The following is a 14,216-nucleotide window of genomic DNA, read 5'->3' on the forward strand; positions in this document are numbered from 1 at the left end:
CATTGCAACTTTAGCAGTAGCTAATGGGCGAGTGACTTGCCAGCGTCGTCCCCGGCATCCACCGCAGCCGGCGCATTGGCTGGTTCGACCCAGTCGATCGGCTCCGGCATACGCACCAGCGCATGGCGCAAGACTTCACCAACCCGCGCGACCGGAACGATCTCCATACCGTTCTTTACGTTGTCCGGAATCTCCGCCAGATCCTTGGCGTTGTCTTCCGGGATCAGCACCTTCTTGATGCCGCCGCGCAGCGCTGCAAGCAGCTTCTCCTTGAGCCCGCCGATCGGCAGCACCCTGCCGCGCAGCGTGATCTCGCCGGTCATCGCCACATCGGCCCTGACCGGGATGCCGGTCAGCACCGAGACGATCGCCGTCGCCATCGCCACACCCGCCGACGGTCCGTCCTTGGGCGTTGCGCCCTCGGGCACGTGGACGTGGATGTCGCGCTTGTCGAACAGCGGCGGCTCGACGCCGAAATCGATAGCCCGCGAGCGGACGTAGGAGGCCGCCGCCGAGATCGATTCCTTCATCACGTCGCGCAGATTGCCGGTCACGGTCATGCGGCCCTTGCCGGGCATCATGACACCTTCGATCGTCAGCAACTCGCCGCCGACTTCCGTCCAGGCAAGCCCGGTGACGACGCCAACCTGATCGTCGGCCTCGACCTGACCGAAGCGGAAGCGCGGAACACCAAGGTAATCGGCGAGATTGTCCGCCGTGATGTCGACCGTCTTCTTCTTGGTCTTCAGGATCTCTGTCACCGCCTTGCGGCCGAGCTTCATCAGCTCGCGCTCCAGGCTCCTGACGCCTGCTTCACGGGTGTAGGTCTGGATGATGCCGCGGATCGCGTCCTCGCCGACTGAGAACTCCTTCGGCTGCAGGGCGTGATCGCGGATCACCTTGGGCATCAGGTGACGCTTGGCGATCTCGATCTTCTCGTCCTCGGTGTAGCCGGCGATACGGATGATCTCCATGCGATCCATCAAGGGCGCAGGAATGTTCAGCGTGTTCGCCGTCGTCACGAACATCACACTCGACAGGTCGTATTCGACCTCGAGGTAGTGGTCCATGAACGTCGAGTTCTGCTCGGGATCGAGCACCTCAAGCAAGGCCGACGACGGGTCGCCGCGGAAATCCTGGCCCATCTTGTCGATCTCGTCGAGCAGGAAGAGCGGGTTGGACTTCTTCGCCTTCTTCATCGACTGGATGACCTTGCCGGGCATCGAGCCGATATAGGTGCGCCGGTGACCGCGGATCTCGGCCTCGTCGCGAACGCCGCCCAGCGCCATGCGGATAAACTCGCGGCCGGTCGCCTTGGCGATCGACTTGCCGAGCGAGGTCTTGCCGACGCCGGGAGGTCCGACGAGGCACAGGATCGGCCCCTTCAGCTTCTTCTGGCGGCTCTGCACGGCGAGATATTCGACGATACGGTCCTTGACCTTGTCGAGGCCGAAATGGTCGGTGTCGAGCACGTTCTGCGCGAAGGCCAGATCCTGCTTGACCTTGGAGTTCTTGCCCCACGGTATCGACAGGATCCAGTCGAGATAATTGCGCACGACAGTCGATTCAGCCGACATCGGCGACATCGTCCGCAACTTCTTCAGTTCGGCTTCCGCTTTTTCGCGGGCCTCCTTGGAGAGCTTGGTCTTCTTGATGCGCGCCTCGATCTCGGCGGCCTCGTCGCGGCCGTCCTCGCCCTCGCCGAGCTCCTTCTGGATCGCCTTCATCTGCTCGTTGAGGTAGTATTCGCGCTGGGTCTTCTCCATCTGGCGCTTGACGCGCGAACGGATGCGCTTCTCCACCTGCAGGACGGAGATTTCGGCTTCCATGAAGCCCATCGCCTTTTCCAGCCGCTCCTTGACCGAAAGCGTGGCCAGCATCTCCTGCTTCTCGGGGATCTTGATGGCAAGATGCGAGGCAACCGTATCGGCGAGCTTGGAATAGTCGTCGATCTGGCTGGCGGCACCCACCACTTCGGGCGAGATCTTCTTGTTCAGCTTGACGTAGTTCTCGAAGTCGGTGACGACGGAACGGGCCAGCGCCTCGACCTCGACCTCTTCCTCATCCGGTTCGACCAGCGCCGTGGCGCGGGCCTCGTGGAAGTCGGGACGGTCGGTGAACGAAACGATTTTCGCGCGCGAAGCGCCTTCCACCAGCACCTTCACGGTGCCGTCCGGCAGCTTCAGCAATTGCAGCACATTGGCGAGCGTGCCGATGTCGAAGATGGCATCGGCCTCGGGATCGTCATCGGCGGCATTCATTTGGGTCGCAAGCAGGATCTGCTTTTCCTGACCCATCACCTCCTCCAGCGCCTTGATCGACTTTTCACGCCCGACGAAGAGCGGAACGATCATGTGCGGGAACACCACGATGTCGCGCAGTGGGAGGACTGCGAAGACGCCGTCGCTGGGAGCCCTGGATATTTTGGCCATTGTCCAACCTTTCTTGTCGCGACTGCCAATCGCCAACCGCGAATCTCATATTAACGACCGAGGATCGTTCCGCCTACCACCGTTTGTGACGGGAGTTTTACAGCACAGAATTCGGCACCCCGGCCTTCCTCAGTTAGTTGGAGGCACGGGGGGCAAAGATCAAGGGTCAACACGAAACCGTTCATCCAATCTGTCACAATCCGTTCATCATAAGTCGGCCCGTCCGCAAAGCAAAACGGCGCCTCACGGCGCCGTTTGAAGAATTCCACTGCAGGGGCTCACGTCAGGCGCTGACGTTGCCCTTTTTTTCCTTCTGCTCGGAATAGATGTAGAGCGGCCTGGCGTTACCGGACACCACCTCTTCCGAAATAACCACTTCGCGCACGCCTTCCAGCGCCGGCAGTTCGAACATCGTGTCGAGCAGGATCGCTTCCATGATCGAGCGCAGGCCGCGCGCGCCGGTCTTGCGCTCGATGGCGCGCTTGGCGATCGCCGACAGCGCATTCTCATGGAAGGTCAGGTCGACATTCTCCATCTCGAACAGCCGCTGGTACTGCTTGACCAGCGCGTTCTTCGGCTCGGTCAGGATCTGGATCAGCGCCGGCTCGTCGAGGTCCTCCAGCGTCGCCAGGACTGGCAGACGGCCGACAAACTCGGGAATGAGGCCGAACTTCAACAGATCCTCAGGCTCGACCAGGCGGAAAACGTCTCCGGTGCGGCGATCCTCGGGCGAAGCGACGGTGGCGCCGAAGCCGATCGACGTCTTGCGGCCGCGATCCGAGATGATCTTGTCGAGGCCGGCGAAGGCGCCGCCGCAGATGAACAGGATGTTGGCGGTGTCAACCTGCAGGAATTCCTGCTGAGGATGCTTCCTGCCGCCCTGCGGCGGTACGGAAGCGACCGTACCTTCCATGATCTTCAACAGCGCCTGCTGGACGCCCTCGCCCGACACATCGCGGGTGATCGAAGGATTGTCCGACTTGCGCGAGATCTTGTCGATCTCGTCGATATAGACGATGCCGCGCTGGGCTCGCTCGACATTGTAGTCGGCCGACTGCAAGAGCTTCAGGATGATGTTCTCGACATCCTCGCCGACATAGCCGGCCTCGGTCAGCGTCGTCGCATCGGCCATGGTGAACGGCACGTCGATGATGCGGGCCAGCGTCTGCGCAAGCAGCGTCTTGCCGCAACCGGTCGGGCCGATCAGCAAAATGTTGGACTTCGCCAGCTCGACGTCATTGTTCTTGCCGGCATGAGCGAGGCGCTTGTAGTGGTTGTGGACGGCTACCGACAGCACGCGCTTGGCGTAGGGCTGGCCGATGACGTAGTCGTCGAGAACCTTGAGGATCTCCTGCGGGGTCGGCACGCCCTCGCGTGACTTCACCATCGAGGTCTTGTTCTCCTCGCGGATGATGTCCATGCAGAGCTCGACGCATTCGTCGCAGATGAACACCGTCGGGCCGGCGATCAGCTTGCGCACTTCGTGCTGGCTTTTGCCGCAAAACGAGCAATAAAGCGTGTTCTTGGAATCACCGCCGTTGTTGCCGACCTTGCTCATTTTCATGTCCTTTCATAGCCGCCCGCCGATGGTCTGGTTGAAAGGGCGCATATCTCAATCTATCGCGGGAAATCGCCGCCGCCAGTATTCCGGCTCCCGCAACGCATTCCGTACGAAACACATATCAGAAAACGTCGCAATGATTCGCACCAACCCCGCACAAAGCTAAGCCGTCGAAAATCAACATAGGCTTAACGTAGGCAATTGCTCCCGTCGAGGGAACAGCCAATTGTGGCCGAAATGCCGCAAGCGGCATCAAAAAGCGGGTTTTCCCACCAGCCAATTGCCACCGGTCTTATGTGGCAATACCTTCGAGCGGCTCACGCGACGAAATGACCTTGTCGATGAGGCCGAAATCCTTGGCCTCGTCGGCGGTCATGAAGTGGTCACGGTCGAGCGTCTTTTCGATCTCGTCGTAGCTCTTGCCGGTGTGCTTGACGTAGACCTCGTTGAGACGACGCTTCAGCTTGATGATATCCTGGGCGTGGCGCTCGATGTCGGAAGCCTGGCCTTGGAAGCCACCGGAAGGCTGATGGACCATGATGCGGGCATTCGGCGTAGCGAAGCGCATGCCCTTCTCGCCTGCGGTGAGGAGCAGCGAGCCCATCGAGGCGGCCTGGCCGATGCACAGCGTCGCCACCGCCGGCTTGATGAACTGCATGGTGTCGTAGATCGCCATGCCCGAGGTGACGACGCCGCCGGGCGAATTGATGTAGAGGTTGATTTCCTTCTTCGGATTCTCCGCTTCGAGGAACAGAAGCTGCGCGCAGACCAGCGTCGCCATGCCGTCCTCGACCGGACCGGTGATGAAAATGATGCGCTCTTTCAGGAGCCGAGAGAAAATGTCGTAGGCCCGCTCGCCGCGATTGGTCTGCTCGACCACCATCGGAACGAGGTTCATGTAGGTTTCGACGGGGTTCTTCATGGATTATCCCTTATTGAAAGATGGGATTCCGGCGCCGGGAGATTAGCAAATCGGGCAGAATCGGTTCTGGATCGTTATCCTGTAAATAGGATGTCGGCTCACCCTAGCGCAAGGCCGCCCCTCCTAGCCTATCCGGTTAAGTCGAATCAAGGTTTCTGCACAGGATTCGCCCGAGGGTGCGTCGGCGCTAATGCGGTGTAGCTGCGCTGCCGAGTAGCACTTTCTTAACCACGTCGCTTAACGAAATATCTCGAAACTGCTTTCCCGCGATGCCGCTTCCCCTACAATTCAACGTTGAGCTTGCGCTGAAGGTTCAAACAGGGGGAGTGCCATGATCAGGAAAACTGCTTCCTCGGCCATCGCCAGCCTTGCTGTTTTCGGCATGGTGTCCGAAACGGCTGCCGGCGGACGCGCCGTCGAATGCTACGAGCCGGTCAACAGGCCGGCCGTTTACGACACCGTTCACGAAAAGGTGCTGGTCAGCCCCGGTGGCCAGATCGTCGACTACGATCCGCCAATCTACGGCACGCGCGAGAGCGTGGAGCAGATCGCTCCGGCCCGCGTCACTTACGAGGTGGTCCCGGCCGCCACGCGCACCGTCTACCACACGGTCAAGGTAGACGACGGCGGCTATGCCTGGGAATGGCGCATAATCCACGGCCGCAAAGTGCTGTGCAAGGTGTGGCGCAAGCCCCGATATGCGCGGGTCGCCGAAACCGTGCTGGTTGAACCCGAACGCACAAGGCGCGTGGTCATCCCTGCCGAGTATGAAAGCGTGGCCCGAGAGGTGCTGGTACGGCCCGAGCAGCGGCGTGTCATCGAAATCTCCCCGTCCTACCAGACGGTGGCACGGCGAGTGCTGGTCAGGGAAGGTTCGTCGGGCTGGCGGCGCGTTCATATGCCAAGGCATTGCCGGTATTAGGTCACACCCGCCTCCGCCCGCAGCCAGGCCTTCAAGCCGGCGACGTCGTCATTGCCGACCGTCGCCGCCACGCGCCTGCCGACCGCCGCGCCGAACTTGTAGCCGTGGCCGGAGCAGGCCGAGACAACAAGGCATCTGCCTTTTTCATGAGCCAGAAATTTCTCGTCGGCGGTGAAGGTGTAGGCGCAGGTGACGACCTCGGTGATCTTGTATTCTTCGACACGGGCGATTGGCGGCGAAAACAGGTCGCGGATCGCCTCACCCTCGCCCGGCACCGGCTGGCGGTTCCAGTCGGCGTCGCTGGTCGGCACCCTGTGCAGCCCTGAGCCGAATTTCATGCCGGCGCCGCCGGACGGCGGGATCACGTAGCCGTCGACAGCGCCGCCGACATTCAGGATTACGGGGGCTGCCTGCCATGCCGCTTTCAGATCCGCCGGTGGTTCGACATAGGCGAGCGCCGTGCGCCAGGTCTTCAGTTCGCCGTCCAGTTCAGGAAACAGTTTCAGCACCCAGGCGCCAGCGGCGACGACGATGCGGTCGGCCTGCATCGTCTCGCCGCTTTCAAGCACGATGCGGCCGGCCTCGGCGTCAACTTCCACCACCTTGCTGTCTTCGTAGACATTGGCGTGGTTCACGCGCAGCCATCCAGCGAGGCGGGTCGCAATCTTGCGACAATGCAGCGCACCGCCGTCCGGTGAAAAATACGCGTAGCGGAACGAGCCGGGCTCCAGGAACGGCCAGCGTTTAGCCGCGGCGTCCGGCTCGAACAGTTCGAATGGATAGTTCCCGGCTTCCATGCCTTCGCGGTATTCCTCGGCTTCGTCTCCCGGCTCCCGCGAAATGCAGATGAAGCCGCGCGGATCGAGATGGTTTTCGCCGAGATCGGCCCACATCTCGTCCCAGGCCTCATAGGCTTCGGTGATCAGCCTGCCATAGCCCGCCGCTGCGCCATAGGCGCGGCGGATGATGCGATGATGATCGCCCGAGGCAGCAAGCGGATTGGGAATCGGTCCCTGCTCGACGATCGAGACCCGGTGCCCAGCTTTGGCCAGCGACCACGCCGTCGACAGCCCTGCAACGCCTGCGCCAACCACGATCACATTCATCAAGTCAGTCTTTCCGCAGCCGCTTCGGCCGGCTCAACGCGCTTTTGTGCATGTCATTGTCCCAAAACCGCTTCACACTTTTGGGCGACATGCATCGGATTGTCGTGCGCCAACATACGGTCTGGCGGCAAGCTGGCAAGCCTTGGAGCGCCGCGCGTCGATGGACGCGCAAAGGACGCCAACACTTTGAATCCGCGCATGATCCTTTCCGAAAACCAATTCCGGTTTTCGGGGTCATGCGCTAATGATCCAGAATGACCGATTTGGTACCACCAACTTACCTGGCCTTCGATCCAGCCACCCGCCATGTGCGGCTCGATCCGCACGAGCCGGCTTTCTTCCAGAATCCCTGTGAGGCCTATGCCTTTATGCACGGCCGATCGAATGTCATCTTCTGGGAAGAGTTCGGCTTCTGGTGCTTTGGCGGCTTCGACGACGTCAACCGGCTGTTGCGCGATCGCCGCTTCGGCCGCCAGAACCCGGCCGGCATCCCTGACCGCCGGAGCACAGACCAGGACCGCACGCATCTCAGCGCCTTCGACGGCATCGAGGCCAATTCGATGCTGGAACTGGAACCGCCCGTTCACACCAGGCTCAGAACGCTGGTCAACCGCGCCTTCGTCTCGCGTCAGGTCGAGCGGCTCAGGCCGCGCGTAGAGGCGCTTGCCAACGAGCTGGTCGACCGTTTCGAACCGGGCCAGGTCGACCTGCTGCCGGCTTTCGCATCGCCTTTGCCGATCACCATCATTGCCGAAATGCTCGGCGTGCCGGTCGAGATGGGGCCGCAACTGCTCGACTGGTCGCATCAGATGGTCGCCATGTACATGCATGGCCGCACACGTGAGACGGAAGAGACGGCCAATCGCGCGGCGCGGGATTTTTCGGATTTCCTGCGCGGCTATGTTGCCGAGCGGCGCAAAAACCCCGGCGACGATCTGTTGTCGCTGCTGATCTCGGCGCAGGACGATGGCCAAAAACTCTCCGAGGACGAACTGGTGTCCTCGGCTGTCCTGCTGCTCAATGCCGGCCACGAGGCGACCGTCCACCAGACCGGCAATGCGGTGCACGCGATCCTCGCGCAAGGCGGCGACCCCCGCCGCTTCTTCACCTCGCCACAAACGACAGCCGCCACGGTCGAGGAATGCCTGCGCTTCGACGCGCCGCTGCACATGTTCACGCGCTATGCCTATGAAAAGATCGAGGTGGGTGCCGATGTCATCGTGCGGCCGGGCGAGACGATCGGCCTGCTGCTCGGTATGGCCAACCACGACCCGGCGGCGTTTGCCGAACCCTTCGCCTTCAGGCCGGATCGTGCGGACCAGAAGAACGTCTCGTTCGGCGCCGGCATTCATTTCTGCATCGGCGCGCCGCTCGCCCGGCTCGAATTGCAGGTATCGCTGAAAACCCTGTTCGACCGGCTACCGCGGCTCTATCTCGCCGAACAGCCGCGCTTTCGCGACACCTATCATTTCCATGGGCTGGAAACGCTCGCCGTGCACACCGGACAAGTGATCAAAGCTTGATCACATACTCCTTGCGAGTCGTTTCAAGCACTTCCCAGCTGCCCTTAAAACCCGGCCTGAGCACGAAACTGTCGCCGGCCCTGACGGTGCGCGCCTCCCCGCCCTCCTCAGCGATCACTGAAACGCCCGACAGGATGTGGCAGAACTCCCACTCGTCATACTCGATGCGCCATTTGCCCGGGGTCGCCTCCCAGATGCCGGCATAGAGCCCGCCGTCGCGTTCCTCGACATTCCAGGTGCGAAATTTCGGATCGCCTGAAATCAGACGATCCGGCGCCGGCGCGCCAAGTTCCGGTTCGATGCTGTCGACATTGACGGAAAGTAATTTCGGCGCCGTCATGGAAGCTCCTTCCAGGCAGAATCAAACGTTGGCGAGAGCCTGTTCCAGATCGGCGACGATGTCGTTGACATCCTCGATGCCAATCGAGAGCCTGACCGTATCCGGCCCAGCGCCTGCCGCGACCTTCTGCTCGTCGGACAGCTGCCGATGCGTGGTCGATGCCGGATGGATGACCAGCGACTTGGTGTCGCCGACATTGGCAAGGTGCGAGAACAGTTCGAGCGCCTCTACGAGTTTGATGCCTGCCGTATAGCCGCCCTTCAGGCCGAAGGTGAACACGGCACCGGCGCCAAGCGGCGAGTACTTCTTCTGCAGCGCATTGTTCTTGTCACTGGGCAGGCCAGGATAGGACACCCAGGCGACCTTTGGGTGGTTAGACAGCCACCCGGCGACGGTGACCGCATTGTCGCAATGGCGCTGCATCCTGAGCGGCAGGGTTTCCAGCCCGGTCAGGATCAGGAATGCATTAAAGGGCGAGATCGCCGGGCCCATGTCGCGCAGGCCAAGCACGCGCGCGGCAATGGCGAAAGCGAAATTGCCGAAGGTTTCGTGCAAGACGAGGCCACCATATTCGGGGCGCGGCTCCGACAGCATCGGATATTTGTCGGATTTCGACCAGTCGAAGGTGCCGCCGTCGACAATGGCGCCGCCGATCGAATTGCCGTGGCCGCCGATGAACTTGGTCAGCGAATGCACGACAATGTCGGCGCCATGCTCGATTGGCCGCACCAGATAGGGCGAGGCCAGCGTGTTGTCGACGATCAGCGGCAGGCCGTGCTTGCGGGCGATATCGCCGATCTTCTCGATGTCGACGAAGACACCGCCCGGATTGGCCAGGCTCTCGATGAAGATCGCCTTGGTCTTTTCGTCGATCTGGCTTTCGAAGGTCGAGATGTCGTTTGTGTCGGCCCAGCGCACCTGCCAGCCGAAATTCTTGAAGGCGTGGCCGAACTGGTTGATCGAGCCGCCGTAAAGCCTTGTCGCGGAGACGAAATTGTCGCCGGGCTGCATTAGATTATGGAAGACGAGCACCTGCGCGGCATGGCCCGACGCCACGGCCAGCCCCGCCGTGCCGCCTTCGAGTGCCGCGATACGCTCTTCCAGCACCGACTGCGTCGGGTTCATGATGCGGGTGTAGATGTTGCCGAATGCCTTTAGCCCGAACAGCGACGCGGCATGGTCGGCATCATCGAAGACAAAGGAGGTCGTCTGGTAGATCGGCGTGGCACGCGCGCCGGTCGCCGGATCGGGCTTGGCACCCGCATGGACGGCGAGTGTGTTGAAACCGGGCGTGCGGGTCATCGAATACCTCCCCTGAATGCTGAATGCTGAATGCTGAATGGTGATGGCAAAGTCGGCCAGCCTCATCCTGATTGCAAGCGGCTCATATGCCGCTTTGCCCGCCTTCCAGAAAAATCCTTCTATTCACCATTCACTACCTATTTCTGGCGAACGCCGAAGCTCTGGAATCCCGGCCGCATCAGCGGCTTCTTCGACGACAGCACGCCGGAATTAACGCCGGTCCAGCCGATTTCGCCCGACAGCTTGCCATATTCGATCTTGGGGCAGCGGTTCATCACCACCTTGATGCCGGCGGCCTCTGCGCGCGCCGCCGCCTCGTCATGGCGCACGCCAAGCTGCATCCAGATGACTTTCGGCAACGGATCGAGCCGCAAGACCTCGTCGACGACGCCCGGCACTGCCGTGGAGCCGCGAAAAACGTCGACCATGTCGATCGGCTCGGGAACATCGGCGAGCCTGGCATAGGTCATCCGGCCAAGGATTTCCTTGCCGGCCTGGCCGGGGTTGATCGGGAACACCGAAAATCCCTTGCCCAGCAGGTATTTCAGCACGAAGTAGCTCGGCCGGACATCGTTGGCGGACGCGCCGACCATGGCGATGGTCTTCACCGAATTGAGGATGCCGGCGATATAGGCATTGTCGTAGGCGTCGTGGTTCATGCCTCGTCCTCATACAGAGCTTCGGCGAGAAAACCATCCGGGTCGTTGCAGAAACTGCGCATCATGCGGAAATGATCGGTATCGTGAAAATCGGTCGGGTCGAGGCCGAACCGGCTGATGCGGAACAGCCGCGCGCCGGGACAGGCCATCAGCAGCGGCGAATGCGTCGCCATGATCACTTGCGCCGTGCCTGATAGATCCATCCGCCGCAGCATCCTGATCAGCTCGATCTGACGCGTCGGCGACAAAGCGCTTTCGGGCTCGTCGAGGATGTAGATGCCTTGCCGGCGGCAGCGCTCCTCGAAGAAGCGGATGAAGGCCTCGCCATGCGACCAGGACAGGAAATCGGGCGGCGCCGCACCAGAATCCAGCGCCGCTTGGTCGAGATAGCGCGCCACGGAGTAAAAAGATTCGGCGCGAAAGAACCAGCCGGCGGTGACCTTTGGCAGCCAGTGGCCGCGCAGCGTTGCGGCGAGCGCCGCGCCGCTCTTGTCGATGGCGCGGGAGTGGTCGATGGGCATGTAGCCCTTGCCGCCGCCGGCTTCATCGTATCCGGCCAGCGCGCCGATCGCCTCGAGCAGCGTCGATTTGCCGGTGCCGTTCTCGCCGACGATGATGGTGATCGGCGTGGTGAATTCGAGTTCGAAATCGTGGCTGCGGAAGATCGGCAGATTCCAGGGATATTTTTCCCAATCTGCGACACGGCTGGGCTCGATCAGGATGCGCTTGAGATAGGGCGCATTCAGCCGCGTCAGTTGCTTGCGAGGAGCCATGCGGCGGCGGTCAGCCCGGCAGCGAGATGTTGCCGTCTTCCGCGATCGGAAAAGCCGGATTGTGCGCCACTTCCCAGACATGCCCTTCCGTGTCGGCGAAATAGCCATACCAGCCGCCCCAGAAGGCGCGACCGGCCGGTTTGACGATACGACCGCCGGCCTTCTCGGCCATCGCCAGCATGTGATCGACTTCCGTGTCGGAGCGGGTGTTGTAAGCGAGGTAGATCGCCGACGGCGCCGTGCCGAAGGTGATGCCTGAATCCTCTTCGGCGCTTTCGCGCGGAAACAGCCCGAGAATGACGCCGCCCATCTGGAAGAAGGCGACGCCATCGGTGATTCCAGCATGGCGGGTCAGGCCCATCGCCTCGTAGAAGCGTGTGGCGCGCTCCAGATCGTCGACGGCGATGGTGATAATGGAGATGCGAGGCTCCATGTCTATTCCTCCGTCCATTCCGGCTTGCGTTTGCCGATGAAGGCGCCGATGCCCTCTTCCGCGTCGCGCGCCAGCATGTTGTCGACCATGACGCGGCCGGTATAGGCATAGGCCTCGGCAAGCCCCATCTCGGCCTGCGCGTAGAAGGCTTCCTTGCCGGTCTTCACGACCAAAGATGATTTGGCGGCAATGGTTTGCGCGTATTTGGTGACAATCTGATTCAGATATTCGCGCGGCACGACCCGGTTGACGAGGCCGAATTCCTTGGCCGTTGCAGCATCGATCGTCTCGCCGGTCAAAAGCATCTCCATAGCGTGCTTTCGCGAGACATTGCGCGACAGCGCCACCATCGGCGTCGAGCAGAACAGGCCGATATTCACGCCGGGCGTGCAGAAGGTCGCCTCATGCGAGGCGATCGCCAGATCACAGCTCGCGACCAGTTGCGCCCCCGCGGCCGTCGCCAGACCATCGACCTCGGCGATCACTGGCCTGGGATGGCGCACGATCGCCTGCATCAGTGCCGCGCAAGCGGTAAACGTCTCCTCGAAGAACGCCTTGCCGCGGTCGGGATCGCCACGGTGCGCGGTCATTTCCTTGAGATCGTGGCCGGCGCAGAACACCTTTCCGGCGGCCGCCAGGATGATGACGCGGACGGATCTGTCTGATTTCGCGCGGTCGAGTTCCGCCGTCAGCGCTGCCATGACCGCCAGCGACAGGGCATTGGCCGGCGGATTGGCGAGCGTGAGGCGCAGGACGCCCTTGTCCAGCCTCGCGACGACAGGACCTTCGGCAACAGCCGGCTTGATCGCGACGATTTCAGCCATTTCTCCAACCTCTTCATCGGCCAGCGGCATCGCATGCGCGGGCCATGGAACACAAGAACTAGCACGCTGCCGATTGAAGAACAGTCGTCAGACGTGTTTTCTCATGAGCAACAAATGGCCCAGCCGCCTTATTCGGCAAGCCGAGATCAGCACCATCAAGGAGGAACATAATGGCCGAGCAGAGCAACCTCAAACCGATGCTAACCGCGGCCGAAGTCAATGCCTTGATGGAAAGCGTCTATCCCCAGCTCAACAACCAGTTCACCTTCTACGAGGCGATCGACGTGTTTCCGGGCGGCTGCACGGTGCGGCTGAATGCCGGCGAGCGGCATTTGCGCCCTGGCGGAACGGTGTCGGGCTCGTCGCTGTTCACACTGGCCGACATAGGCGGCTATGTCTGCGTGCTTTCGCATGCCGGGCCCGATGCGCTTTCTGTCACCACCAATCTCAATATCAATTTTGTCCGCAAGGCCGAGGCCGGGCCGATCGACGGCCATTGCCGCATCCTGAAGCTGGGCAAGAGCCTGATGGTGTTCGATATCGACATCGTCGCCGGACCGGACGGACACACAGTGGCGCACGCCACGGGAACCTATTCGATCCCGCCGAGGAAGAGCTTTCAATCGCAAGCCTGATTTGCCGGCGAATACGTTTTGCGCTCGTTCCAGGCGAACCCAACGGAACGAAACGTCCGACAAAACGTTCGCAGCACCAATCAGACCCGCAAAAACATGCCCGAACTTCCCAACTATCTGGCGTTCCTGGTCGCAGTGCTTGGCTATCAGCTGTCCGGCCCCGGACCAGACATGCTTCTGGTGATCAGCCGCGGTATCGGACAGGGCCGGCGGGCGGCACTGGCAACGGCGACCGGCTGCGTTTTCGCAGGCGTGATCCAGATTCCGTTGCTGGCAATCGGACTTGCCTCGCTAATCACGTCCTCGTCTATCGCGTATGGCCTGCTGCAAGTGCTCGGAGCGGCGTACCTCATTGCAATCGGGACAAAGTTCTTGCTCGTGCGCAACGAAGCGGAAACAAACAGCATCGTCGCGGCCAAGGAGGGAGGCCTGGCGGGCGCCTTTCGGCAAGGCATGATCTGCAATCTGACCAACCCTACCGCACTCGTTTTCATGCTCGCAGTGCTGCCGCAGTTCGTCCATGCCTCCACAGGATCGTCGGCGATGCAGTTTATCGTACTCGGGACCACCATGAAGGCTACGGGCCTTCTGGTCCTGGGGGCTGTAGCCTTGGCCTCAGGTGCGGTCGGCGCCTGGCTGGCACGCAACTCCGGTTTTCTTGTCTGGCAAGAACGCCTGGCCGGTGCGATCATGATCGCCGTCGGCATCAAACTGCTGCTGGCCGCAATTATTCCGGGCCGGCGCTAAACCAAGTTTGATGGATTCGAATGAGGTATAATAATAC

Annotated in this window: 14 protein-coding genes; 4 read left to right on the top strand and 10 right to left on the bottom strand. The window is 61.5% G+C overall.

The window, feature by feature from the left end; all coding sequences use genetic code 11:
* Positions 1 to 20 precede the first annotated feature (20 nt).
* The 3 genes from lon to clpP all read right to left on the bottom strand — a co-directional run bounded on the left by lon (position 21) and on the right by clpP (position 4,915).
* On the bottom strand, positions 21 to 2,432 hold the full coding sequence (lon, locus tag CIT31_RS31335) for an endopeptidase La (RefSeq protein ID WP_029353488.1): 2,412 nt from the start codon (positions 2,430 to 2,432) through the stop codon (positions 21 to 23).
* A 283-nt stretch (positions 2,433 to 2,715) separates the two neighbouring features.
* Positions 2,716 to 3,990 (bottom strand): ATP-dependent Clp protease ATP-binding subunit ClpX, encoded by a 1,275-nt coding sequence (clpX, locus tag CIT31_RS31340; protein ID WP_029353486.1) that lies wholly within the window; start codon positions 3,988 to 3,990, stop codon positions 2,716 to 2,718.
* 295 nt (positions 3,991 to 4,285) lie between these two features.
* Positions 4,286 to 4,915, bottom strand: coding sequence for an ATP-dependent Clp endopeptidase proteolytic subunit ClpP (gene clpP / locus CIT31_RS31345; RefSeq protein WP_029353484.1), 630 nt, complete (start codon positions 4,913 to 4,915; stop codon positions 4,286 to 4,288).
* 331 nt (positions 4,916 to 5,246) lie between these two features.
* On the opposite strand from clpP, the gene CIT31_RS31350 reads away from it, so the two are divergent.
* Positions 5,247 to 5,837, top strand: a complete 591-nt coding sequence (locus CIT31_RS31350) for a hypothetical protein (protein ID WP_095521699.1) — start codon at positions 5,247 to 5,249, stop codon at positions 5,835 to 5,837.
* Here CIT31_RS31350 and CIT31_RS31355 read toward each other — a convergent pair.
* On the bottom strand, positions 5,834 to 6,943 hold the full coding sequence (locus tag CIT31_RS31355; RefSeq protein ID WP_095521700.1) for an NAD(P)/FAD-dependent oxidoreductase: 1,110 nt from the start codon (positions 6,941 to 6,943) through the stop codon (positions 5,834 to 5,836). The two genes, CIT31_RS31350 and CIT31_RS31355, sit on opposite strands and share 4 nt — an antisense overlap.
* Positions 6,944 to 7,197: 254 nt before the next feature.
* On the opposite strand from CIT31_RS31355, the gene CIT31_RS31360 reads away from it, so the two are divergent.
* Complete coding sequence (locus tag CIT31_RS31360) at positions 7,198 to 8,466, top strand: cytochrome P450 (protein WP_095521701.1); 1,269 nt, start codon at positions 7,198 to 7,200, stop codon at positions 8,464 to 8,466.
* Here the strand turns inward: CIT31_RS31360 and CIT31_RS31365 are convergent.
* The 6 genes from CIT31_RS31365 to CIT31_RS31390 form a co-directional block, all read right to left on the bottom strand.
* Positions 8,456 to 8,806, bottom strand: coding sequence for a cupin domain-containing protein (locus CIT31_RS31365; RefSeq protein ID WP_095521702.1), 351 nt, complete (start codon positions 8,804 to 8,806; stop codon positions 8,456 to 8,458). The genes CIT31_RS31360 and CIT31_RS31365 overlap by 11 nt on opposite strands.
* Before the next feature lie 21 nt (positions 8,807 to 8,827).
* Entirely contained in the window at positions 8,828 to 10,108 is a 1,281-nt protein-coding gene (locus tag CIT31_RS31370; protein ID WP_095521886.1) for an O-acetylhomoserine aminocarboxypropyltransferase, read from the bottom strand.
* A 137-nt stretch (positions 10,109 to 10,245) separates the two neighbouring features.
* Positions 10,246 to 10,767, bottom strand: a complete 522-nt coding sequence (locus tag CIT31_RS31375) for a CoA-binding protein (protein WP_065008091.1) — start codon at positions 10,765 to 10,767, stop codon at positions 10,246 to 10,248.
* The gene (locus CIT31_RS31380) at positions 10,764 to 11,540 is read right to left on the bottom strand and encodes an AAA family ATPase (protein WP_095521703.1); all 777 of its coding nucleotides are present in this window, start codon (positions 11,538 to 11,540) and stop codon (positions 10,764 to 10,766) included. The genes CIT31_RS31375 and CIT31_RS31380 overlap by 4 nt, the downstream gene beginning before the upstream one ends.
* A gap of 10 nt (positions 11,541 to 11,550) precedes the next feature.
* Positions 11,551 to 11,973: a VOC family protein gene (locus CIT31_RS31385; RefSeq protein WP_095521704.1), complete on the bottom strand. Its 423-nt coding sequence runs from the start codon at positions 11,971 to 11,973 to the stop codon at positions 11,551 to 11,553.
* Positions 11,974 to 11,975: 2 nt separating this feature from the next.
* Positions 11,976 to 12,797, bottom strand: coding sequence for an enoyl-CoA hydratase (locus CIT31_RS31390; RefSeq protein WP_095521887.1), 822 nt, complete (start codon positions 12,795 to 12,797; stop codon positions 11,976 to 11,978).
* Positions 12,798 to 12,967: 170 nt separating this feature from the next.
* On the opposite strand from CIT31_RS31390, the gene CIT31_RS31395 reads away from it, so the two are divergent.
* A complete protein-coding gene (locus CIT31_RS31395) occupies positions 12,968 to 13,432 on the top strand; it encodes a PaaI family thioesterase (protein WP_095521705.1) in 465 nt (154 codons plus the stop codon).
* Positions 13,433 to 13,450: 18 nt separating this feature from the next.
* Positions 13,451 to 14,179 carry a LysE family translocator gene (locus CIT31_RS31400; protein ID WP_245316532.1) on the top strand — a complete coding sequence of 243 codons (729 nt, stop codon included), beginning with the start codon at positions 13,451 to 13,453 and terminating at the stop codon, positions 14,177 to 14,179.
* Positions 14,180 to 14,216: the final 37 nt, after the last annotated feature.

Source organism: Mesorhizobium wenxiniae (assembly GCF_002284535.1).
Taxonomy (GTDB): domain Bacteria; phylum Pseudomonadota; class Alphaproteobacteria; order Rhizobiales; family Rhizobiaceae; genus Mesorhizobium; species Mesorhizobium wenxiniae.

Excerpts from the sequence above, each read along its gene's own strand:
- CIT31_RS31395 (WP_095521705.1), top strand. The coding sequence starts at position 12,968 with ATGGCCGAGCAGAGCAACCTCAAACCGATGCTAACCGCGGCCGAAGTC.
- CIT31_RS31360 (WP_095521701.1), top strand. The coding sequence starts at position 7,198 with ATGACCGATTTGGTACCACCAACTTACCTGGCCTTCGATCCAGCCACC.
- CIT31_RS31365 (WP_095521702.1), bottom strand. The coding sequence starts at position 8,806 with ATGACGGCGCCGAAATTACTTTCCGTCAATGTCGACAGCATCGAACCG.
- CIT31_RS31355 (WP_095521700.1), bottom strand. The coding sequence starts at position 6,943 with ATGAATGTGATCGTGGTTGGCGCAGGCGTTGCAGGGCTGTCGACGGCG.
- CIT31_RS31375 (WP_065008091.1), bottom strand. The coding sequence starts at position 10,767 with ATGAACCACGACGCCTACGACAATGCCTATATCGCCGGCATCCTCAAT.
- CIT31_RS31370 (WP_095521886.1), bottom strand. The coding sequence starts at position 10,108 with ATGACCCGCACGCCCGGTTTCAACACACTCGCCGTCCATGCGGGTGCC.
- clpX (WP_029353486.1), bottom strand. The coding sequence starts at position 3,990 with ATGAGCAAGGTCGGCAACAACGGCGGTGATTCCAAGAACACGCTTTAT.
- CIT31_RS31390 (WP_095521887.1), bottom strand. The coding sequence starts at position 12,797 with ATGGCTGAAATCGTCGCGATCAAGCCGGCTGTTGCCGAAGGTCCTGTC.
- clpP (WP_029353484.1), bottom strand. The coding sequence starts at position 4,915 with ATGAAGAACCCCGTCGAAACCTACATGAACCTCGTTCCGATGGTGGTC.
- CIT31_RS31380 (WP_095521703.1), bottom strand. The coding sequence starts at position 11,540 with ATGGCTCCTCGCAAGCAACTGACGCGGCTGAATGCGCCCTATCTCAAG.
- CIT31_RS31385 (WP_095521704.1), bottom strand. The coding sequence starts at position 11,973 with ATGGAGCCTCGCATCTCCATTATCACCATCGCCGTCGACGATCTGGAG.
- lon (WP_029353488.1), bottom strand. The coding sequence starts at position 2,432 with ATGGCCAAAATATCCAGGGCTCCCAGCGACGGCGTCTTCGCAGTCCTC.
- CIT31_RS31350 (WP_095521699.1), top strand. The coding sequence starts at position 5,247 with ATGATCAGGAAAACTGCTTCCTCGGCCATCGCCAGCCTTGCTGTTTTC.